This window comes from Leptolyngbya sp. FACHB-1624, assembly GCF_047649235.1.
GTDB lineage: Bacteria > Cyanobacteriota > Cyanobacteriia > Leptolyngbyales > Leptolyngbyaceae > Leptolyngbya > Leptolyngbya boryana.
Genome location: NZ_CP180258.1, coordinates 1167030 through 1188385, shown reverse-complemented (window position 1 = coordinate 1188385; position 21356 = coordinate 1167030). Strand labels below are relative to the sequence as shown.

18 protein-coding genes are annotated in these 21356 nt (G+C 47.2%); 8 read left to right on the top strand and 10 right to left on the bottom strand.

Features of this window, described 5'->3' with window-relative positions; all coding sequences use genetic code 11:
- Nucleotides 1–2: 2 nt before the first annotated feature.
- Complete coding sequence (locus tag ACMUEV_RS05375) at nt 3–998, top strand: AAA family ATPase (protein WP_190650696.1); 996 nt, start codon at nt 3–5, stop codon at nt 996–998.
- Nucleotides 999–1001: 3 nt separating this feature from the next.
- A complete protein-coding gene (locus ACMUEV_RS05370; RefSeq protein ID WP_242044366.1) occupies nt 1002–4259 on the top strand; it encodes a formylglycine-generating enzyme family protein in 3258 nt (1085 codons plus the stop codon).
- 108 nt (nt 4260–4367) lie between these two features.
- On the opposite strand, the gene ACMUEV_RS05365 is transcribed toward ACMUEV_RS05370, so the two are convergent.
- From ACMUEV_RS05365 to ACMUEV_RS05355, 3 genes are read right to left on the bottom strand one after another with little or no spacing between them, the layout of a single operon-like run.
- On the bottom strand, nt 4368–4610 hold the full coding sequence (locus ACMUEV_RS05365; RefSeq protein WP_190650698.1) for an Rpn family recombination-promoting nuclease/putative transposase: 243 nt from the start codon (nt 4608–4610) through the stop codon (nt 4368–4370).
- 9 nt (nt 4611–4619) lie between these two features.
- Nucleotides 4620–4790 carry a hypothetical protein gene (locus ACMUEV_RS05360; RefSeq protein ID WP_190650700.1) on the bottom strand — a complete coding sequence of 57 codons (171 nt, stop codon included), beginning with the start codon at nt 4788–4790 and terminating at the stop codon, nt 4620–4622.
- A gap of 9 nt (nt 4791–4799) precedes the next feature.
- Nucleotides 4800–5588 carry an Rpn family recombination-promoting nuclease/putative transposase gene (locus ACMUEV_RS05355; RefSeq protein ID WP_190650702.1) on the bottom strand — a complete coding sequence of 263 codons (789 nt, stop codon included), beginning with the start codon at nt 5586–5588 and terminating at the stop codon, nt 4800–4802.
- Nucleotides 5589–5743: 155 nt separating this feature from the next.
- Here ACMUEV_RS05355 and ACMUEV_RS05350 point away from each other — a divergent pair, with 155 nt between their 5' ends.
- The 4 genes from ACMUEV_RS05350 to ACMUEV_RS05335 all read left to right on the top strand — a co-directional run bounded on the left by ACMUEV_RS05350 (nt 5744) and on the right by ACMUEV_RS05335 (nt 8924).
- A complete protein-coding gene (locus ACMUEV_RS05350; protein WP_190650704.1) occupies nt 5744–6148 on the top strand; it encodes an SHOCT domain-containing protein in 405 nt (134 codons plus the stop codon).
- Between the two features lie 297 nt (nt 6149–6445).
- Nucleotides 6446–6964: a ComEA family DNA-binding protein gene (locus ACMUEV_RS05345; RefSeq protein ID WP_190650706.1), complete on the top strand. Its 519-nt coding sequence runs from the start codon at nt 6446–6448 to the stop codon at nt 6962–6964.
- 1 nt (nt 6965) lies between these two features.
- A complete protein-coding gene (locus tag ACMUEV_RS05340) occupies nt 6966–8057 on the top strand; it encodes a tRNA (guanine-N1)-methyltransferase (RefSeq protein WP_190650708.1) in 1092 nt (363 codons plus the stop codon).
- A 402-nt stretch (nt 8058–8459) separates the two neighbouring features.
- Nucleotides 8460–8924, top strand: a complete 465-nt coding sequence (locus ACMUEV_RS05335) for a GNAT family N-acetyltransferase (protein WP_017290297.1) — start codon at nt 8460–8462, stop codon at nt 8922–8924.
- A gap of 17 nt (nt 8925–8941) precedes the next feature.
- Here the strand turns inward: ACMUEV_RS05335 and ACMUEV_RS05330 are convergent, their stop codons facing one another.
- From ACMUEV_RS05330 to larC, 7 genes are all read right to left on the bottom strand, one after another.
- A complete protein-coding gene (locus ACMUEV_RS05330) occupies nt 8942–11221 on the bottom strand; it encodes a CHASE2 domain-containing protein (protein WP_190650709.1) in 2280 nt (759 codons plus the stop codon).
- Nucleotides 11202–12071, bottom strand: a complete 870-nt coding sequence (locus ACMUEV_RS05325) for a FecR domain-containing protein (protein ID WP_190650711.1) — start codon at nt 12069–12071, stop codon at nt 11202–11204. The genes ACMUEV_RS05330 and ACMUEV_RS05325 overlap by 20 nt, the downstream gene beginning before the upstream one ends.
- A 145-nt stretch (nt 12072–12216) precedes the next feature.
- On the bottom strand, nt 12217–12606 hold the full coding sequence (locus ACMUEV_RS05320; protein ID WP_415354737.1) for a response regulator: 390 nt from the start codon (nt 12604–12606) through the stop codon (nt 12217–12219).
- 4 nt (nt 12607–12610) lie between these two features.
- A complete protein-coding gene (locus ACMUEV_RS05315) occupies nt 12611–14116 on the bottom strand; it encodes an ATP-binding protein (protein ID WP_190650713.1) in 1506 nt (501 codons plus the stop codon).
- Nucleotides 14117–15631 carry a response regulator gene (locus ACMUEV_RS05310; protein ID WP_190650715.1) on the bottom strand — a complete coding sequence of 505 codons (1515 nt, stop codon included), beginning with the start codon at nt 15629–15631 and terminating at the stop codon, nt 14117–14119. It abuts the gene before it with no gap.
- Nucleotides 15632–15660: 29 nt separating this feature from the next.
- On the bottom strand, nt 15661–17655 hold the full coding sequence (locus ACMUEV_RS05305) for a pentapeptide repeat-containing protein (RefSeq protein WP_190650717.1): 1995 nt from the start codon (nt 17653–17655) through the stop codon (nt 15661–15663).
- Between the two features lie 57 nt (nt 17656–17712).
- Nucleotides 17713–19128, bottom strand: coding sequence for a nickel pincer cofactor biosynthesis protein LarC (gene larC, locus ACMUEV_RS05300; protein ID WP_190650719.1), 1416 nt, complete (start codon nt 19126–19128; stop codon nt 17713–17715).
- A gap of 53 nt (nt 19129–19181) precedes the next feature.
- Between larC and ACMUEV_RS05295 the strand changes: the two genes are divergently transcribed.
- Nucleotides 19182–19844, top strand: a complete 663-nt coding sequence (locus ACMUEV_RS05295; RefSeq protein ID WP_190650721.1) for an L-threonylcarbamoyladenylate synthase — start codon at nt 19182–19184, stop codon at nt 19842–19844.
- Nucleotides 19845–20159: 315 nt separating this feature from the next.
- The gene (locus tag ACMUEV_RS05290) at nt 20160–21329 is read left to right on the top strand and encodes a HetZ-related protein (RefSeq protein WP_190650764.1); all 1170 of its coding nucleotides are present in this window, start codon (nt 20160–20162) and stop codon (nt 21327–21329) included.
- Nucleotides 21330–21356 lie beyond the last annotated feature (27 nt).

Sequence of the window (21356 nt, the reverse complement as noted above, 5' to 3'; positions counted from 1 at the left end):
CTATGCCAAGCTCTAATCGACCCAATTGGAATATCTACCGGGGAGATGGTCAACCTCAAGACTCGATCCAGCTTCCTGCGCCTCCTAGTTGGCGACAGTTTAGAGATGATGCAGAAGGTGCGATCGAACAGCAACAGAAAAAAGGCGAAACGTTTCAACCGCCTGATGTTGCGATCGAGATGGTGAATGCGGCGTTAGCATTGCGGCGACCGCTTTTGATTACTGGAAATCCGGGGACTGGGAAATCTTCTTTAGCCTATGCGGTGGCGCGAGAGTTGAGATTAGGAACGGTTCTGAAATGGGCGATTACGACTCGGACAACGCTCAAAGATGGGCTGTATAGTTATGATGCGATCGCTCGGCTTCAAGATGCTCAAGCCAGCGGGCAAGACAATCGACAAGACACTGGAAATTACATTACGTTGGGTGCTTTGGGAACGGCTTTTCTGGCGGCTGATCGACCGAGAGTATTGTTAATCGATGAAATTGATAAAAGCGATATTGATTTGCCGAATGATTTGCTGAATTTGTTTGAAGATGGGGAGTTTCCGATCCCGGAGTTGCAGCGATTAGAAATGTCGGAGACTCCAGTGCGAACGCTCGATCGAGAAAATGGCAAGCAGCGCAAAGTAACGATTCGAGATGGGGTGGTGCGGTGTCGAGCGTTTCCTTTGGTGATTATGACGAGCAATGGGGAGCGAGATTTTCCGCCGCCTTTTTTGCGTCGGTGTTTGCGGTTGAGAATGCCAAATCCGAGTCCGAAAGAGCTTGAAGCGATCGTAGAAAAGCACTTAGGAGAACAAGCTGCACAGCAGTCGAAAGCGTTGATCGAATGGTTCTGTGAGCAGATTGATACAGGCGCAATTTTAGCCACCGATCAACTGCTCAATGCGATTCATCTGAGAACTCAGGAGCGAACTAAAGCGACAAAGGAATTTAAGCTCAGCGAGTTGGAGCAGCGATTGTTAAAAGATTTGAGTAGTCCAGAGGAGGTATAAGGTTTGGACTATCCGATCGCACATCTCAAAGCGCTCTTAAGCGATCGTGCAGGACTTGAATTGAGTCCTATCGAATTGGCTGAGATTTTGTGGTTGGCATTGCAGCAAGGAGAGATTGAACCAGATGAATCGGAAACTCCAGCATTACAGACTCCAATAGAACAGAATCAAGAAGTCGAACCCGTTTCAGATCCAATTCGATCGAATTCTGAATCGGCTGCTGTGGTGACAGAACTGCCAAAACCTTTGGAGGCAGAGGAAGTCGAGGAATCAGAACCGCGATCGCAAGAATCTGCTTTACCTGTGAAGATTCCAGAGTCAGTTGCATTACGAAATCGCCAAGCAATTGCTCGATCGATTCGTCCGTTGATGCGGAAAGTGGCATCGAAACAACGTCGGTCGATCGATGAAGAAGCAACTGCGATTCAAATTGCCGAGACGCAAACTTGGAGTCCAGTTGTGCAGCCCGATCCGGAGCGATGGTTAGAGTTAGCGATCGTGATTGAGGTGACAAATCTTTTGGAGGTTTGGCGGGATACGATCGCTGAATTTCAGCAGTTAATGGAGCGGCATGGGGCATTTCGGACAGTACGAACGTGGCAACTGAAGCCGAATGAAGATGGAGAGCCGCAGCTATTTTTACAAACCTCAGCCGGGCTACGCAGTCGGGCGCGAAGTCCAAGAGAGCTACTGGATTCGGCTGGACGAAGGTTGATTTTATTGCTGAGTGATTGTACTTCGAGGGCTTGGCGTTCAGGAAAGATCCCTGAACTGCTGGAATTATGGTCGCAGGAAAATCCAGTGACGATCGTGCAGCTTTTACCGGAGTCGTATTGGGAGCGAAGTGCATTGTCGGCAGGCTATCCGGTCGGTTTGAAGTCGAGATTACCGGGCGCGCTCAGTCGAGATTGGAGCATTGAAGGACTTTCAGCACGACAGCGACAGCGATTGCCAGAGGGCTTGAATTTGCCTGTGGTGACGATGCAGCCTGAATCTTTTCGGCAGTGGGCAAAAGCGCTCTCTGCAATGGATGAGCAGCAAACGATTGGAGTTGTGTTGAATTTACAAGCTTTTCCGATGCCGTCTCTGGCTCAAGCGGCTCCTTTGACAGCAAAACAGTTAGTTCAGCGATTTCGGTCTACCGCGTCTGCAAAGGCTCAAGAACTGGCAGATATGATGGCGGTTTTGCCTGTGAATTGGTCTGTGATTCGGCTGATTCAGAAGAATTTGTTGTCAGAGAGTACAGAGCCAACGAATGCGCTGTATTTGGCGGAGATTTTTTTGAGTGGGTTACTGTGTCCGGTGTTGTCTCACTATGATTTTGTGGAGGGGGTGCGGGAGGTTCTGCTAGGGACGATTCCGATTTCTGAGGCTCAGGCAGTGGGAGAGGAAGTGTCGGAGGCAGTGTTTAAGCAGTTGCCGCCGGAGGTGCAGGAGCGGGTGAATGCTGATATTTCGCGGCGGTTTGGGGATGCGCTGAGTTATTTTGAGGCGTTTTTGATTCCGGATTTGCCTTGGGGGGAGGCTGCGGAGGGTGAGATTTTGCCGTTTGCGCGGGTGACTCGGCAGGTGTTGGAGCGGTGGGGTGGGGAGTATGCGGCATGGGCAGAGGAGTTAACGCGATCGCTAGAAGTTGATCCGAATTCCAGCCAAGAAAGTGCGATTCCATCCTTGCAAGAGGTTGAGGCGACGATCGAGGTTGAAGAAGAAAATGAAGCGATCGCTTGGTTTCGAGAGCGACAAATCGAAGTTCAGTTTCGATCGAATGAAATGGAAGTGTTCGATCGATTTGCGTTGGATCTGGGCGATCATTACGATGTGCTAGCTCCTGTTCTTGTGCAGATGAGACGAGCTTTTTTGCGGAAGCAAAGAGATTTTCACTATGCTTTGGGCGAGATCTCGGAGGAGATGATTTCTCGCTGTGTTGGGTTTGGGCACAACCTTCTGAATGCAGAGTTGCTGGCTGAATTTCACTACGATCGAGCGACGAAGACGATTCGAGGAACGATGGCAGATCAGCCTGATCTCGCTGAGTTTTTTATGGGCGAATGGTTTGAGCGATATATCTATCAGAAAGTTGCGAATCTGCTTCGAGAGCGAGAATTGAGGTTTAGCTCTCTGAGTCATGTAACTGTTACTTTGCCTAACCGCGATCGCTTTGAGCTAGATCTGTTCTTTTTAGTAGAAGATGAGCCGCTTTTAATTGAATGTTTCACAGATCGAGATATCGATCGTACGATTCAAAGAATTTCTCAAAGTGCGCAAAGGCTTGAGATTTCTGACTCTCGAATCTTTTGCATTGGATTAGAGATGACCTTAGCGCAAATTGCAGAATTGCATCAGCAGCATCGCGTGACAGTCGGAAATCGAGAAACTTTCTTAGCTCAAATTCGGACAGCTTTGGTTTCTGAAGCTTCACTGCCGACGTTTAGTTTTGAGGTGATTACAGTCAACGATCGAGGAGAAGAAATCGATCGTCGTCCAGGGCAAGCGAGCTACTACAGAGAAGAACTTGCAGAAGGTGTATTTCTCGACATGGTTGCAATTCCGGGTGGAACCTTTTGGATGGGTACGGCAGAAGGAGAACTCGGAGCAAGAGAAGCCGAGAAACCTCGACATCAAGTTACTATCGAGCCTTTCTTCATGGGTAAGTTTACGGTGACTCAGGCGCAATGGAGAGCGATCGCTCAGTTGCCTAAAGTTAATCGAGATCTCAAACTGGAGCCGTCTCACTTCAAAGGGGATAACCGACCTGTTGAGCACGTTTCTTGGGAAGATGCGATCGAGTTTTGCGATCGATTAAATCAAAAAACAGGACAGCTTTACCGACTACCAAGTGAGGCTGAATGGGAATACGCTTGTCGGGCTGGAACAACGACACCGTTTCACTTTGGAGAGACGATTACCCCTGAAATCGCGAATTATAACGGCAATTACATTTACGCAAATGCGCCGAAAGGGATTTATCGAAAACAAACGATTGAAGTAGGGAGTTTTCCACCGAATGCGTTCGGACTGTATGACATGCACGGAAATGTTTGGGAATGGTGTGCTGACCCGTGGCATGACAGCTATGCGGATGCACCTACTGATGGTCGGGTTTGGGAAAGCAATAAGAACGTTAGTCGAATTCCACGCGGCGGCTCTTGGAACGACTTTGCGAGGGACTGCCGTGCTGCGTTTCGCTCCGGGTTCTTGAGCGTCATCTTCCTCAACAGGAGGGGGTTCCGTCTTGCTCTTTCCCGCCCCAGAACTTCTTAAACTCTATTCTTTTACCCTTTTACCCTCTTCACTTCTATACTCTTTCTCTCTTAACTCTTCGCGCTTTGCGCGATCAAAATTTTTGGCTCGTTTCCATGTTTCGCACTTCTACTTCTGCGAAGCAAATTTTTGAATTGTTTCGATCGACAATTTGAAATGTTGGGCAATTTCTTCGATCGTCATTCCCTTATCTAAAAGCAACGGCACCGTAATTTGTAAAATTTCTTGCCGTACTTCTTCTCGTCCTGCTCTATATTCTTCCGCTCGTACTTCTTCCCGTCCTGCTCTGTATCCTTCTTGCTTCGCTTCCTGATATGCGCGAGTTTTCTTCAAATCGGCTTGTCCCCACATTTCGCGCTCCTAATTTTGAGGAGTAAACTTCTGAATTGTTTCGATCGACAATTTGAAATGTTGGGCTATTTCCTCGATCGTCATCCCTTTTTCTAAGAGAAGCGGTACTGTCTTCTCAAGGATTTCTTCCTGTCCTTCTTGATAAACGCGAGTTTTTCTAAGGTCATCTCGTCCCCACATTTCGCGCTCCTAATTCTTAGAGACAAACTGTTGGACAGTTTCAACGGACAAGTTGCAGTGCTGAGCAATCTCTTCTACTGTCATACCCTTCTCTAGAAGTAAGGGGACAGTTACCTTTAAAACCTTTTCTTCACCCGCTTGCTCCGCTTCCTGATATGCGCGAGTCTGTTTTAGATCACCAAGTCCTAACATTTCGCCTATCTCCTGGAAATTTAACTGTGGAAACTTGTAAACGAAAATTGTCTCAATTAATTCTATGAGATTTCGTTGTGCTGTCACATCCGTAAGCTCTTGCCGAGTTCGATCGATTAACGCCCGTCCTCTTGCTGGAGCCTGTTTCGGTTTCGTTGCGATCAGTTGCAGCAATCCTAAACCTATCGATCGTTCTCCCACTTCTGGCGGCAACTTGTTCAAATAGATTCGTTGCACTCTTGGATTATCTTCGTACTCTGAATAGTGTTCTGGAATTCCAGGGTCAAAGCGCTTTTCAGTAAAGATCACGACTGCTCGCCAATTATGAAATGGTTTGTAGTCTTTCAGATACAGATGAATCTCCCCAAAGAAGCGATAGTAGAAGTTTTCTTCTTCTCTATAAGCCTGAGCTTCCACAAAATAGATGGGTGCTTGACGCATTCGGAGCGGCGGCATGAAAATACCATCAATAGTAAAGCTCGCTTGCTTCACTTCTTGAGAACTAAACCCATAAGTGCTAGTTCGAGGATCACCATCGCCAATCAACTCAAAGAAAGCACTCGGAGCAAGCTGAAAAATTCGATAAAAAATTGAATCCGTTTTCAAAGGTCTATCTCAAATGCAATGCAGCCACAATTAATCCTGCTTCCATAGTTTAATCGATGTAAAAGCTGATGATCCATTGAATCAAGATTTGTTCAACAAGCGATCGCAGATTGGTTATAGTGGAGCAATTCTCGCGCAGTTTGACCCATTTGACTATGTTGAGCAGTCTCAAAAGCCGAAGAGTTGCCGCAATCCTGGCATTAGCAGGAGCCGTTCCCATTGTGGGTGGCTTCCATCTGGTTGGATTGCACAAGCTGTATTTGGGGCAGCGCTGGTGGTGCTTGATCTATGTCGCACTGGCATTGACCGGGAGTAAAGCAGCTTGGATTGCAGGGCTGTTTGATGCAGCGTTTTATCTGATTCAAAATCCAGATGAGTTTGATGCGAACTTTAATGATCAGCCGCTCCCAGAGACGGGGACGATCGGGGGAACAAAGCCAAATGCAGTCGTTGCGGTTTCCGATAGTTTGCGAGAGCTTGATCAGCTTCGACAAGATGGTTTAATTTCAGAGTATGAATTTGAACAGAAACGGCGGAAACTGCTCGATCGAATCAAATAATCTGGTTCTCCTAAGCAAGGGGAACGGCGTTTAGGGTGTGTGAAAAGTATCAATTATTTCCTCGCTCCGTTCTATCTCGCCCTGGAATAGAATTCCGGGCTAACCGTGCGAAGTCCTTTGAAAAGGACTGAAGACCTGATCTTGATTGGCTGTTAGTCCCTTCAGTGGACTTCGTTCAACTAGCCCTGGACTTTCAGTCCGGGGGCGGGTGAATGCAATGAACGATACTTTTCAAACATCCTCTTAGGGTTTCCCCAAAACCCTACCGCAGCGAATCCCTTCTGATGTGAGACAAAAATGCTAAGCTGGCTCTCTTCTTCTCTGCTCAAGTCTAAAATTCAAAACGATCCTTACTATCGCTTCCAGTCACTGGCTGAGATTAAAATTGCGGCAGATTTAGGGATACAAATTGATGTGAATCAGGCAGCCGTTGATGATTGGCTCAGATTTCCGGGATTGTCGATTCATCAAGCCAAAACTTTAACCCAAATGAGCGAATTCGGCGTGCAATTTCTTTGCATTGAAGATGTTGCAGCCGCTTTAGGCTTATCGGTTCAGCGCTTGAAGCCGTTAGAACCGATCATGAAATTCTGTTATTACGATCCAGAAAGTTTACATCAGATTCAGCGCGTGAATTTGAACACAGCAACGGTGAATGACTTAACTCAAATTCCAGAAATTCGATCCGTATTAGCCAGAGCGATCGTCAGAAATCGACAAATTCGAGGCGAATACAAAAATCTCGTCGATCTTCAGCAACGATTGTCCCTTCCGAGTGAGATGATTGCCAATCTGATGCATTATTTACGGTTCTAAAATGCTCGAAGGCAAGGCAACATTTGAAGTCGGTTCCGCTTTTTATAATCCAAAAGCTGAAATGGTCAGAGATTTGGCAATTTTAGCAGCGGCAATCTATCGACGCGATCGCGGACATTTACGAGTTTTGGATGCGATGGCAGGCTGCGGAGTGCGATCGCTCAGATATGCCCTCGAAAGCCAAGCGGACTTTGTATGGGCAAATGATAGTAATTCTGACATTCAAGACATTCTGCACCAGAACTTAGCACAATTGAAATCGACGCAGTATCGAATTAGCGATCGTGATGCAATTCGAGTCTTTTTTGATTGCTATAACCAGCAGGATTACTATGATTTAGTCGATGTGGATGGCTTTGGCTCTCCAGTTCCCTATGTTCATGCTTGCCTCAGTGCTTGCGCGATCGGGGGAATGATTTACTTAACCAGCACCGATGGGCGAACGGTGACAGGTCGTGCCGCAGACAATTGCCTTTCAGATTATGGCGCAGTAGCTCGAAGTCATCCTGCCATTCATGAACAAGGATTGAGGCTAATTCTCGGCAATGTTCAACAGCAAGCAGCCTCGCGAGGAATGGGGATTGAGCCTGTATTTTCCTACTTTACAGGGCAAACCTATCGCGTCATGGTGCGCTTAGTATCGTCGATTCAATTGAATGAAAAGAACTATGGATTTTTAGGATTTTGTCATGAATGCGGAACCTATCAAACCGTTGGATGGCGAAGTTTAGGGCGATCGCACTGTCCTCATGACCAGCGATGGCTAGTCGTCAGTGGAGCCATGTGGCTTGGAAAACTACATGATGTTTTGCAGATTACACAAATGATTAAACTTGCAAAAGAATGGGGTTGGATCTCGCAAGTTCGCTTATTAGAACTGATGCAAGCTGAAGCAGAAATGCCGCCCTATTTTTATACCCTAGGGGAGATTGGAAGACGCGGAAAATTAGATATTCCAAAGTCAAATTATTTGATTCAAACGCTGAAAGAACTGGGATATCGAGCGAGTTTAACGCATGTCGATCGTGAAGCAATTAAAACCGATGCTGATTTAAAAACTTGTGTTCGGATAGCTCGAACATTTTCTAGTTGACTTAAATTTAGGAACGCATTACCCTGGGAGTATGGAATTGCAAAAGTTGAGATCTTTTGACAAGTCCTCGCGCTCTAAAGCTAGAGAAGCAATCAGTTAGTTTGAGATTGCTTCCGCGCCCAAAGGCAATAAACACGGTGATTTTATGTATTATCTAAAAGGAATTCCAGACATATAGCGGGCATTGTCAGGAAGCACAATTAGTTAATTGAAATTGGAATTTAAGCCATTTTAATCCCTATTCTTCGACCTGTTTTAAGGTATAGGTCGAAGGTGGAAGATTTTTACCTTTTTTCTAATTTATTAGGGTTTGATGCAAATCATTTTGCGTCCAACACTCGGTTGTGCGATCGAATATTTCACGTTTCAAGATTCGTAGCATTTGAGAAGGACAAAATTTGTATGTTGTCTATTGATGTAAACGTAGCTTATCGTGTCGCTACGTCGAAAGATATTGATGTTTTATTGCAACTGGTTGAAGAGTTTCACAAGTTAGAAAAATTGCCGTTTGATCCCGTACTCGATCGCGTTTCACTTCAGCAATTTTTGCTCAATCCAACCCTCGGAAAAATTTGGCTCATTTACGATCGTAAAAACGTGATTGGTTATGCAGCTGTTACGTTTAGCTACAGTATCGAATTTCGTGGGATCAGTGCAGTTCTAGATGAGTTGTATCTCCGTGCCGACTGTCGAGGGCAAGGAATTGGCACGAAGACGCTGAGATTTGTCGAGGAGTCGTGCCAGCAGATGGGAATTGATGTGATCTCGCTTCTCGTACATCGTGACAACGATCGCGCGAAACAGGTTTATCAAAAAGTAGGCTATGACGATCGCGGGTATCAATTGATGGTGAAAACGATCGCGTGATTAAACATGTATGAGGACTAGGAATTGGGCGGCAAAGTCGTGAAATAGAAAGTTGTCCCTCGATCGGCCTCTGAGTCTACCCAAATTTGTCCTTGATGGCGTTGGATAATCCGTCGAACCGTCATTAATCCAATGCCATTACCCGGAAAGTCCTCATACGCATGCAATCTTTGAAACGCATTAAACAAGCGCCCTGATTGAGCCATGTCAAATCCAGCCCCATTGTCTCTGACGAAAAAAACCGGAGCTTTCGGCATGACTCCAAATTCAATTTCTGCGATCGCTCGGCGGCTCGTGTATTTCCAGGCATTGCCTAGTAAATTCTCTAGAGCAACTCTGAGTAGTCTTGCATCTCCATAGGCTGTTAAATCTGCCTGAATCGTAACCTCTACTTGGCGATTAGGCTGAGTCTGTTTTAGGTCTTGTACGATCGCACTGGCGATCTGGCTCAAATCGACTTGCTCGACCTGCATATCCAATCGAATGATGCGAGAGAGCTTAAGTAAATCTTCGATCAAATCTCCCATCCGCTGCACAGACGCTTGAATATAGTTCAAATAGCTTTTGGCCTCACCCTCAAGTTGCGTAACATGATCCTCAAGTAGCATGTCACTAAAACTTTTAATCCGTCTCAAGGGCGCACGTAGGTCATGAGAGACTGCAAAACTAAATGCTTCTAATTCTTGATTGATTTCAGTTAAGCGTTGATTCAATTGAGTTTGAGTATCTGCATAGTCCTGAAGCGCGATCGCCGTTTGCTTGCGGTCTGTAATCTCTTCTAGAATCAGCAACAGTCCGCTTGGAGATTGATCTTGAGGCTGATAAAACAATGGCTCGAATTTCAGCTCAAACCAGCGCTGCGATCGCTCTACTTCAAACGGAGTTAACTGCTGCAATTTTTCCTGCCATTGGTGCGGAGTGATCCAGTTGGGAACTAATTGTGATTGAAGTAGCATTCCAACTTTGACATTCAGCCAAGTTGCCGCCGCCGGATTGCAGAACCAGATAAAGCCATCTAAATCTGCGGCAAGTAACCCGATCGATAAATTTCGAGCGATCGCAGCTTGAGCGGCATGCGATCGCCCAAATTGTTCTGCAAGTGTTGCAAGTTGCTGCACACGCCTCATTGAAACAGGTTGCTGAGAAAGTTGAGGAGAGACGAGCAAAGATTCATCAACTTGGCGAAGCACAATATCGCTATAGTAACGATTCCAGAGTTCTTGAACTTGGCGCTGTAGCATCGCATTTAAGCTGAGTCGCTCTTGGAGAATCGTAATACTGACAACTGCTAGAACAAATAAAATCGGAGCCGCAACACTGAACCAAACTGAACCGAACTTCAAAGCAAGGACACAGTAACCGAACCAAAAAATTACTAAACCCAACCCGATCCAAACTTGTGTCATCGTTTGCCAGCGATCGAGCCATCGACTCAAACCCAATCCGAAGAACACAAGCACCCCAAAGCTCCAACTCTTGGGCACAGGTTGTAGCAGTTTATGCTGGAGTACATTATTGATCGCCGTTGCATGGAGATAGACTCCACTCGTTGGAGGCGCACGATTAAACGGGGTAATCAATTCGTCATAACCTGTTGCCGTCATTCCCACTAAAATAATCTTGTTCTCAAACGCTTGGATCGGCACTCGATCGCGCAGCACATCCACAAAAGAATAGCTCGGAATATGCTGACTCGCGCTTGACCAGTTCAACCAGAGCGGTTGATTTGGCGGAGGCAGGGTTACATCCTTGCCCATCATGAAATACCGTTCCAAAGTTGCAATTGCAAAAGATGGGCGATCCGGAGGCGAAGCCGGAATGCTGCGAGAAATCCCATCGGCATCAATCTGCTTGCGAATATGCCCCATTGCGCTAGCCTGAGACCGCAATGAATCGACAGGAAGCAACGGTACGCCAAGATTATCCTGAGCTGTTGCCAGCACTACGGCTTGATGCTGCGCGATCGCATCCGCAAGTTGTAAATCTTCAGCGCTCGGCTCTGACCAGATGATATCAAACGCAACGACGTTATCTTCTGCTTTGGCTAGTACGTTTAAGAGTTGGGCAAACCGATCGCGCTTCCAAGGAAACCGTCCCAATTCTGCCAAACTGCGATCGTCGATCTTGACAATCACGATTCTCGAATCCCAAGGCTGCTCCCCACGAACCAGAAAGAGCACTTGATAAGCGAGATGTTCCAGCGGTTGTAAGACTCCAAGCCATGACAACGCTAAAGTCAGCACGATCGAGATCAAGCCTGGTCGAAATCGTCGTAAGTTATTGGAAAGCCAGCGCATAGTCACGTCGAAGTCCAAGCGGAGTCAGCACCGTCACCCGCACCTGCGGAAACGATGTCGTATCCAGTTCGACCCTAAATTTACCATTGCGATCGGTATTCTGCTCAATCTCGTTGACGAGAACAGTATTGACTGCATCGACTTGCCCTTCTAATCGCAATCGTCTCACCCCATTCTCAAACGATTTGACAAACTCATACTTCAAAGTCGTATCGTTGCGGAGCGGAACCGGAGCAGACGGAGGCTCGCCTGGAATCGTAAAATTTTGAAATCCAGCATTCACAAGAACACTTTTACCTTGAGCGCTCGATGCCACACTCCCTGCATTGGTCGCAATACTCATTTTGCCGCTCTGCTGAACATTTACCCCAAATTGAGTTCCCCGCACTCCTGCAACTCCTGCTGGGGTTTCAATCTCAAGCTGCGAATCAGGGTTAGTAAAAGGACGAACTTGCACTTGCACTCGTCCCGTCGCCACGTTTAAGCGGGTGACTCGCCCACCATTAGAGGTAGACACTAGCTGACGCACATTGACTCTAGTATTTTCTGACAGCTTGACTTGCCCAATGCCTAAATCAATCTGAAGAACTGCGCTGGAGTTTCTCCCAGTACTCGCTCCATCTCCAACGGTCTGTAAGCGATCGCCCGATCGAGCAGGACGCGAGCCTGCATTCCGCCAATAGGTCACTTGCCCTTTTAATTGTTGTAGACTCAACCATCGATTCACTCTGACCGTGACATCTCTTGCTTGGACAACTTTTATCCCAATCAGTACCCCAATTCCACAGAGCAATAAGACACTGATTTTTGCGGATTTCTCAGCAAAAGTTAAATCCTGAAAATTCTTCATAGGGTAGTGTCAGACGAGTGATTTCATCGCAAATTGTGCCAAAAGTCCGATTTTTATACTCCTATCACTATTTATAAATAAAACGCTAATTTTATTCATTAGAAAGCATAGGATAATCAAGGTGAAAAACTGGTGAATGATAAGTTTAGCGAAGTGACCAGCCTAACGCATCAGCAACTTGCTCAGAGAGCATGGCGGGATCAAAAGGTTTTTTAATTACTGCGATCGCACCAGAATTGATGGAAGATTGCAGATCTAAAACCTGAGTTTTAGCTGTTAAAAAAATAACCGGAATCTGAGAAGTTTTGGGATTTTCTTGCAGCTTTTTTAACGTCGTCAACCCATCCATATCCGGCAGCATCATATCGAGCAAAATCGCATCGGGCTGTTCAAATTCTGCGGTCTTGATTCCTTCTGCGCCAGAAGTTGCGACGCTCACTTGCATACCGCCGACCAGTTCTAATGTGGCTTTGACAACCATGCGAATATCCATTTCATCGTCAATCAGCAAAACGCGATGTGCAGCCATAGTCATAGAATTAAATCGGATCGATCGGGAGCGTAAAGAAGAATGTGCTACCCGCCCCTAATATACTCTCAACCCAAATTCTTCCACCATGCTGATTAACAATGCTTTTACAAATCGCAAGTCCTAACCCTGTGCCACCTTGCTGTCTTGAATCCGAAGCATCCACTTGCTGAAATCGCCCAAAAATTCGCTCGATCTTATCACTCGGAATTCCCCGCCCTTGATCTTTCACGGCAATCCAAACTTCTCCAGGATGCAATGCTGCACTCAGTTCCACCACGCTCTGCGGCGCAGAAAACTTAATCGCATTGCTCAAAAGATTCGTTAAGGTTTGAATCATGCGATCGTGGTCAACACACACCGTAATGGACAGTGTGTTTGCTTTCAGTTGAACATTGGCAGCATTCGCACTCCCCTGCATTAATTGCAGCGATTGCATCATCAGATCGTTCAGGTTACAAAGCTGAGGGGAAATGTTGACTTCAGCCGCATTCAGGCGCTCAAGATCGAGAATGTCATTGATCAATCGAACTAAGCGATCGGTGTTATTCACGGCAACTTGCAGAAAAGGCTGATACGCTTCAGGTAATTCGCCCAGTCTGCCCATCAGCATCAAACCGAGCGAGGCGCGAATTGACGTTAAGGGAGTGCGCAGTTCATGGCTGACGACAGACACAAACTCATCTTTCATTTTTTCGACAGCTTGCAGTTCACTAATATCTCGAACAATCCACGATTGCCCAGTGACAATTCCTGCCGAGGATTTGACAGGTGAGATCGTTAGGAAGACATCGATCGCGGTTCCATCTTTGCGGTAGTGAACAGTCTTTTGGGTCTGCTGGTCTTTCTGTTCGTCAATGTATACGGGATTGTGCCGACAGACTAATGTTGTAATCGAGTGTCCTTGTGCTTCTTCTCGACAATAGCCATAGGTTTTTTCTGCACCCTTATTCCAACTCAGAATGATTCCATCTAACGTGGTGCTCATAATTGCATCATTGGAAGATTCGACGATCGCAGCTAACTGTTGCAACGATTCATTTGCAATTTGCAGTTCAGCAGTGCGTTGCTGGACTAGGCTTTCTAATCCTTCGTAAGCCTGACGGAGGGCTGCTTCTGCCTGTCGTTTCTGTCGTCGAACTTCCGCTTCGCGCAGTTCTCGCTCGATCGCGGGAACTAACCGACTCAGCGATTCTTTGAGGAGATAGTCATGTGCGCCCGCCCGCATGACTGCAACTGCTGTTTCTTCTCCCATGCTTCCCGACACCACGATGAACGGCAGATCTAAGTCGAAAGATTGAACGAGTTCTAGAACTTGGTGAGCCGTGAAACCAGGGAGCACATAGTCAGAGATGATCATGTCCCAAGTTTTGGAACTCAGCGCTGAGCGTACAGCTTCTAAGGAGAGAACGCGCTCAACCTCTAACTGATACCCTGCTTTGCGTAGGGGGTACAGCAGTAAAAGCGCATCCTCCTGCGAGTCCTCAACCAGTAGCAATCTGAGCGAATTTTCCATTTACAGTTGGGCGAGTTCCGAGACTGCATGTTGTTGGATCGTTTGCAGGCGAGCAAGGCGATTGAAGATTCGGGTCGCCAGGATAGACGGAACCACAGGTTTCATCAAATAGTCATCTGCACCGATTTCAAAACTTGTACTCTGAGTCTGAAAATCTTCGCAGACGGTGAGAAAAATAATGGGGAGCCAGCACCATTGCTCACTAGCACGAATCGCCTTGCACAACTCTAATCCGTTCATTTCGGGCATTTGCACATCGAGTAACACGAGATTCGGCTGTATCTCATCTAAGGTTTGCCACAGCTTCGATGGAGATGGCAGCGGAATGATCTCGACTCCTAAGGGACGCAGCACTTCTTGCAGCAGGTTCAGCAGCATTTCATCATCATCGATCGCTAAAACTTTCGCTTGAATGGGAACCGGAGTCGAATCAGAGGCAGAGAGAGGACTAGCTGCATTCTGGGAACTTGCCTCAGAAGAGGAGGCTTGATCTTTTATTCTTAAATACTGCTGTAAGTCATGAACCAAGTCTGCAATTCGCTGAATTACTTGAGGCTCATGCAACCGATCAGACTCAAACAGAATTTCGAGTTGTTGAGCAATCTGTGAACCTTCTGAGAACCCAAACATGCCTAAAGCACCTGTCAACTGATGGGCACTCTGCGTGGCGTTCGAGCGTAGCGTTTCGGAGCATTCGCCTGTCCTTAGAGCCGTTGCAGCTTGTTGTAAAACGCTCAAACGCTCAAAACTCAAGCCTTTGACCTGTTGCCAAATTTCAGCGACGAGCATTTGTGTTCGTTCCGCTTGCGGATTGGGCGGAATTTGAGGTGCATCGTTGATGGCTTCATTCGCACTTAGCCCGTAGCCTTGCCCGTATAGCGTTTGAATCAAATGCTCTGCACCGACTGGGCGCAACGCTCGGCGAATGCCTTTGATATGGGCTTTGATCGTTGATTCATCGGGCAGATCATCATCAAGTGCCCATAGTCGATCGAGGATTTCACGCCGACTGAAAATGCGCTGAGGATTGCGGAGAAATAGCTCTAGCAAGGCATATTCTTTGGGTCTTAAATTGATGGGTTGACCTGCAAAGGTGAATTTGCGATGGGCAGGTTCTAATCGCAATCTGCCCCATTCTAAAACGGGAGACGAACTGATGCCTCGACGCTGAAGTGCCCGTACCCGCGCCACCAATTCTTCTGGATCAAAAGGCTTAATCATATAATCATCTGCGCCCGCATCGAGTCCTAAAACGCGATCGGCTTGATTGCTGCGAGCTGTCAGCAGCATAATCAAGATATCGGGTTGATGCGTTCTTAATTTTCGGCAAAAGCTGATGCCATCTAGTTTGGGGAGCATGATGTCCAGGAGTACGAGGTCATAGGGAAAAAATTGCAGCATTTCCCATCCTTCCTGTCCATCTGTAGCAATATCGACAACGTGACTCTGACGAACTAATGTTGCTGCCAACACAGTAGATACTTGGGTATCATCTTCTACTAATAAAATTCTCATTGATTTATAGAGATTATCGGTGCAAGGGTCTAATCGTTGTCCTGGATCGAGTCTACATTCAAATCAATCTCATTGCTGCGTTCTTCCAAATCAATGATTGAATCTTCATCTCCTAGATTGTTGCGGCGAATCTGCTCAAATGCTTCTCGTGTAAGCTGATGTAGCTGAAGATTGTTCGCTTGAATTCCATCTAGTAATTCAATGATGATGTCGCTTTGATCAAAAGATTGATCAATCTCTAGTTCAGTTAAGGCAAAAATTTTAGATTGATAAGTCTCGCTGTCTGCGGCAGCGCGATCGCAGACCTGCTCGATTCTTTCAATCTGTTTTTGAATCCCATTCAGGCGATCGAATCGTCCCTGTCGGGTCAACATTTCACAACTGATTTTTAGTTTTGTCACCGTCTTGCGGAGCTTCTCACACGCATCATCGAGATCAGATAAGCGATCGCTTAAATCACTCTGCAAGCCGTCTAAAACCTCGATAGTCGGAAGCAATGCGCGGTCAACTGGCTCCGTCCTAAAACTTGCTCCATGCTGTTCTAGGAAACGTCTTTGCGAATTGGATAGTCCTTGGTTTCCACCAAATCGAGCTTGCTGCACGATCGCACTTTGCCAAGTCACACCGACTAAAGTTGATGCAAGTAAGTTGGCATTGTTGAGCATCGCTGCGGTGAAATCAGAATAGCTCAGATAAGTTCGGTTTAATCTTGCCCCGCGCAAGCTCGCATCCTTGAAGTGTGTTCTAAGCATAGCTGCACCACTGAGTTGAGCATTGGTCAGAATAGCATTTTCAAATGAAGCTCCGCTCAGATAAGCCCGGTTCAGCTTAATCTCAGTCAAGTCTGCTTCATGAAATGTACTATCGTTCAAGCTCGATCGTGTGGCAATCGCAGCTACTAACTTTGCACCATTCAGCGTTGCACCTGTGAAATTTGCGCCTCGCATCATCGATCGACTTAAATCTGCGCGACTGAGATTCGCATTGCTAAAGTCAGCACCTCGCATGACCGTATCGGTCAAATCTGCGCCCCAGAGCTTTGCGGTGTTTAAATTTGCGCGGCTCAGACAAGCGCCAGCCATTTCTACTTTAAATCCGTCTGCTCCTTCTAATTCCGCCCCTTCGAGTATGGCTTCGTGCAATTTTGCTCGGCTCAATTGCACAAAGCACAGATTCGCATTCTCTAAAATCGTGCCGATTAAGCTTGCCCGATACAGGTTTGCGCCATAGAGCTTGGCACGGCGCAGATTAGCGCGATCGAGAATTGCCTCTTGCAGATTCGCTAACTTGAGATAAGCGCCTTGCAATTCTGCGCTGGTTAGATTCGCACGAGACAGACGAGCATTTTTGAAGTCTGCCCCTGCTAGAAAAGCACATGCTAGGTTTGCTTCATCGAGCAATGCGCGTCTGAAGTTAGCTTCATACATTCGTGCATCACGCAAATCTGTGCCTTTGAGGTTGGCTTCTCTCAAATAAGCATTTTGCAGATTTGCACTGCGCAGTGTAGCAGATTCGAGACAAGCAAAACTAAGATTGACGCGTTCGAGTGTCGCTTCGGCAAAGTTCGATCGCGTTAAATCTGCGCCTTCTAATTTTGCCCCTTTGAGATCGGCTCCGATAAAGACAGCGTGTCTCAAATCAGCTTGAAAAAAATTTGCTCCTCGAATCCAAGCATCACTCAAAATCGCTTGATAAAAAGTGGTTTCGCACAAGGCTGAGCCGCCTAGGTTCGCTTCTTGGAATTGTGCGTGACTAAAATTGGATTCGCAGAGGTTGGCATGGCGCAACGTTGCCTGAGAGAAATCTGCAAAGCAGCAATCAACTCGAATCATCCGAGCATGAGAAAGGTTTGCTCCTTGAAAATTGGTCACTCGCAGAATTGCGCCGCTGAAATCCGCGCCGATCAGCGTTGTTCCGGTAAAGTTTGCGCCTGTCAGATCGCAGTTTTGAAAGTTCGATCGCGTTAAATCTAACCCACTGAAATCCTGACCTCGAAGGCTTCGTCTTTCATAGTTTTCGCACACTCGCCCATTCCTCCGCTGAATTTCTCTGTGGAATTACGGAAGCAAATTGGCTTTATTCTACGAAAGATTTTCAGTCTGTGCCATGTACCAGGCTTGCAGCGCAATTCGATGCACCTCTCGCCAAGGCAACCGTGTCGCTTTCGCAAGTTTGGCGCAGTCTTCGTATTCGGGCTGCACATTGACGATCGCGCCATGCCGCGATGCCACTTTGACCTGCACTGTCCCCAATTCAGTCTGCACCGGATCAAATCGTCGATCGAGCGCGGTTCTCTGTTGAACGGTTCGCCGAATTCCGAGCGTCGTCGTTTCCTGAAACACGATCGTTTCACACCGTTCGACCTGTTCAGGCGCGCAAATCACCGTTAATAAAAGCCCAGGACGCGATTTTTTCATGCCGATCGCTTGAGTAAAAACGTCGAGTGCCCCCGCTTCTAGCAATTGCTCAAACAGATACCCGATCGCTTGGGGGTTGAGATCATCGACTTGAGTCTCAAGCACGGTAATCGTTTCTGTATTCGTCTCTTGCTCAGGAGTCGAGTCGAGCCTGCCACTTTTGGAATCTTTCGCAGGAGAAACAGCGATGCTCTGGAATGCTTCCCGATGTTCTACTTCCCCAATCCAAATCCGTATCATATTGGGAATTTGTAAGTCGATCGATCCGGCTCCTAAGCCAATTTGTTTGACTCTCATGCGAGGAGCCGCGCCAAACTCATCTGCCAACGTCACTGCGATCGCGGCTCCGGTTGGCGTGACTAATTCTTTCTCAATGCCATTGCTATAAATCGGTACATTCCCCATCTCAAACAATTTCAGCACAGCGGGAACCGGAACGGGCAAGCGACCATGAGCCGCCCACACTGTCCCACCTCCTGTGGGCAAGGCTGAGCAAACGATGCGATCGACATCCAGCCAATCCAACCCCAAACAAGTACCCACAATATCGACAATCGCATCGATCGCCCCGACTTCGTGAAAATGCACTGCTTCGGGCGGAATTCCATGCACTGCCCCTTCCGAGACTGCCAACTGCCGAAACACTGCCAAACTCCAAGCTTCGGCTCTCGGTGGTAAGTTTGCACCCTTGATCATTTTTTCGATATCTGGCAGATTCCGTAATTCATTGTGATCATGTGCGTGATGATGCTCATGATGATGAGAATGCTCGTGCTCGTGATGATGGGAATGGTGATCGTGGTGATGATCAGAATGATGGTGCTGATTTTGATGATGAGAATGCTCGTGCTCGTGATGATGGGAATGGTGCTGCTCAGATTTCAGCATCACATGAACTTTCGTAGCGCGTTGCCCATTGCGTTGAACGGTTTCGGCTTTCAGTTGATATTCTTCTGAAATTCCTAAGCGATCGAGTCTCTCTGTCAGATAGGCTAGAGGAACACCCAAATCAACTAGTGCGCCGAGGCACATATCTCCAGCAATTCCAGTCGGACAATCTAGATACGCAATCTTGCTCATTACACTTTGAAAAGGGTGAATTGACATTTTCCACATTACACCCGCACTCGCTTATGGCAACGCTTTACCGACTCCATCCCGACAATCCCCAATCCCGCACGATCGACCAAATCGTGGCTGAACTCCGCAACGGCGCAGTCATGCTCTACCCAACCGATACCGTTTACGCGATCGGGTGCGATCTCAATTCAAAATCTGCCATTCAGCGCGTTCGGCAACTCAAACAACTTGCTAACGACAAACCGCTGACCTTCCTTTGCTCATCGCTATCGAATATTGCTCATTATGCGGTCGTGAGCGATCGTGCCTATCGCATCATGCGCAGTCTGATTCCTGGTAGTTACACGTTTCTTCTGCCTGCCACCAAACTCGTTCCAAAATTGGTGATGAGTCCGAAGCGCAGAACTACCGGGATTCGAGTTCCCGATCATCCGGTCTGTCAGGCATTGTTAAAAGCGATCGACAATCCGATCATTTCCACGTCTGCCCATATTCCGGTTGAAGATGAAACGGTTCCGCTCAAAGTCCGTGACCCTGAAAATCTTTCTTTACCGGAACTTTTTGACAGCATGGATCGACTGGTGGATGTAATTGTCGATACGGGACAAGAACCGACTCAACTGGTTTCAACCATTTTGGATTTAACAAATGACGAGCCTGAAATTGTTCGCAAGGGATTAGGATGGGAAACTGCTGCAGACTGGGTGTTGGAATAACAGCCATCGCCCAACTCTCGCCACTTTGGTGACTGTCACGACTTGGGGGGTACACTCGATTCATCCTCTTATGCGATCGAATGCCCTTGAACTACGAACACTTGGAACTTTGCGACTCTCAAACGGGACAAACACTTTATACCAGCCTCACATCGTATGTAACCAGACCAGAAACTGACACACGATTTGGGAACTCTTCCCGAAGCGCTGCTGGATCTGCGTGTAGCGACTGATGTGCACTACCAAGTCAGGATTCTCATGAAAGCAAAGTCTACCCAATCTACCCCGCGCGATTCTTCTCTGCTGACAGTACCTATGCCAGAAACAGATATCGCTGCCAACGCAGTTCAAGCCCAACTCGATCGCACTGCACAGCTTGCGAGTTTGCTTAAAACCGAGATTGAAGCTGAGTTAAACATTCAATCGAATACGATCGCACAAGTCGCTCACCGCATTGCGACTGAAGTCGATCGCATTTGCAGTAAGAGCGATCGCATTCAGTCATCTGGACAGATCAGTTCATGGCGGCTGACGCTTGCCCGTTACCGTTCTCAGAAATGCGTGCATTACTATCAGCTTGGCTCTCAGCGCGGCAGAGTTGAGCTTCATAGCAACCTGAGTACCATGGTGTATCGTCCGATTGCACCCGCTCATTTGCAACTGACCTTTCAAGCTCGTTACACCCTAATTGAAGATTTCTTACAAGGGTTCTACACTGAGTCTTTAAGAGCTTTTCGGCGTGAGAATGAACTCGCAGAGACTTATCAGCCTCGAACGAAGCTAGAGCTAGCAGAATATATGGCGTTTACTGAGCAGTATGCAAAGCGCCGGATCACGCTGCCTTCTCAACATAATCAGCAGCTCATTATCTTACGCGCTCAGCGGTTTGCGAGCCGACAACCGCAAGAGATTGCAGTCGATATTGAAACTGCAATGGAAACTGCAAAAAACGATGAAGCAGACACGTACGGCCGATCTGCAGTGATGCAGATGATTCGAGAGCAGATGGTTTCGGACAAAGGCGATGGTTCCGAGTCGGTCTTGCGCGATCGAGTTGTGATGGAACTGATGCACTATCTAGAATCGCAAGATCAAAAGGACTGTGTAGACTATCTCACCTTGAAGCTACAAGACCTCTCTGTTCCAGAAATTGATGAGATTCTAGGGCTTACGCCTCGCAAGCGTGACTATCTCCAACAGCGCTTTAAGTACCACGTCGAAAAGTTCGTCACGTCTGGCAATTGGAAGCTGGTGCATGAATGGTTAGGTGCAGATTTAGATCAAAATTTGGGCTTGTCTCCGAATCAGTGGGAAATGTTTCTCGATACGCTTTCAGACGAGCAACAACAGTTGTTGCAGTTAAAGCGATCGGGTGTGAGTGACCAAGAGATTGTGCAGATCCTCAAATGCACAACCAAGCAGCTTCAGAAGCGATGGGGAGCATTGCTTGATGTCGCGAGACAACAACGCAATCAAGCCAAGTAAGCTGCTCGTTCAAGTTTGGTCTAGTTC

Coding starts and splice junctions, on each gene's coding strand:
- ACMUEV_RS05345 (WP_190650706.1), top strand. CDS start 6,446: ATGCTAAGCTGGCTCTCTTCTTCTCTGCTCAAGTCTAAAATTCAAAAC.
- ACMUEV_RS05365 (WP_190650698.1), bottom strand. CDS start 4,610: ATGTGGGGACAAGCCGATTTGAAGAAAACTCGCGCATATCAGGAAGCG.
- ACMUEV_RS05375 (WP_190650696.1), top strand. CDS start 3: ATGCCAAGCTCTAATCGACCCAATTGGAATATCTACCGGGGAGATGGT.
- ACMUEV_RS05320 (WP_415354737.1), bottom strand. CDS start 12,606: ATGACTATGGCTGCACATCGCGTTTTGCTGATTGACGATGAAATGGAT.
- ACMUEV_RS05310 (WP_190650715.1), bottom strand. CDS start 15,631: ATGAGAATTTTATTAGTAGAAGATGATACCCAAGTATCTACTGTGTTG.
- ACMUEV_RS05330 (WP_190650709.1), bottom strand. CDS start 11,221: ATGCGCTGGCTTTCCAATAACTTACGACGATTTCGACCAGGCTTGATC.
- ACMUEV_RS05340 (WP_190650708.1), top strand. CDS start 6,966: ATGCTCGAAGGCAAGGCAACATTTGAAGTCGGTTCCGCTTTTTATAAT.
- ACMUEV_RS05325 (WP_190650711.1), bottom strand. CDS start 12,071: ATGAAGAATTTTCAGGATTTAACTTTTGCTGAGAAATCCGCAAAAATC.
- ACMUEV_RS05290 (WP_190650764.1), top strand. CDS start 20,160: ATGCCAGAAACAGATATCGCTGCCAACGCAGTTCAAGCCCAACTCGAT.
- ACMUEV_RS05315 (WP_190650713.1), bottom strand. CDS start 14,116: ATGGAAAATTCGCTCAGATTGCTACTGGTTGAGGACTCGCAGGAGGAT.
- ACMUEV_RS05335 (WP_017290297.1), top strand. CDS start 8,460: ATGTTGTCTATTGATGTAAACGTAGCTTATCGTGTCGCTACGTCGAAA.
- ACMUEV_RS05350 (WP_190650704.1), top strand. CDS start 5,744: ATGTTGAGCAGTCTCAAAAGCCGAAGAGTTGCCGCAATCCTGGCATTA.
- ACMUEV_RS05295 (WP_190650721.1), top strand. CDS start 19,182: ATGGCAACGCTTTACCGACTCCATCCCGACAATCCCCAATCCCGCACG.
- ACMUEV_RS05360 (WP_190650700.1), bottom strand. CDS start 4,790: ATGTGGGGACGAGATGACCTTAGAAAAACTCGCGTTTATCAAGAAGGA.
- larC (WP_190650719.1), bottom strand. CDS start 19,128: ATGAGCAAGATTGCGTATCTAGATTGTCCGACTGGAATTGCTGGAGAT.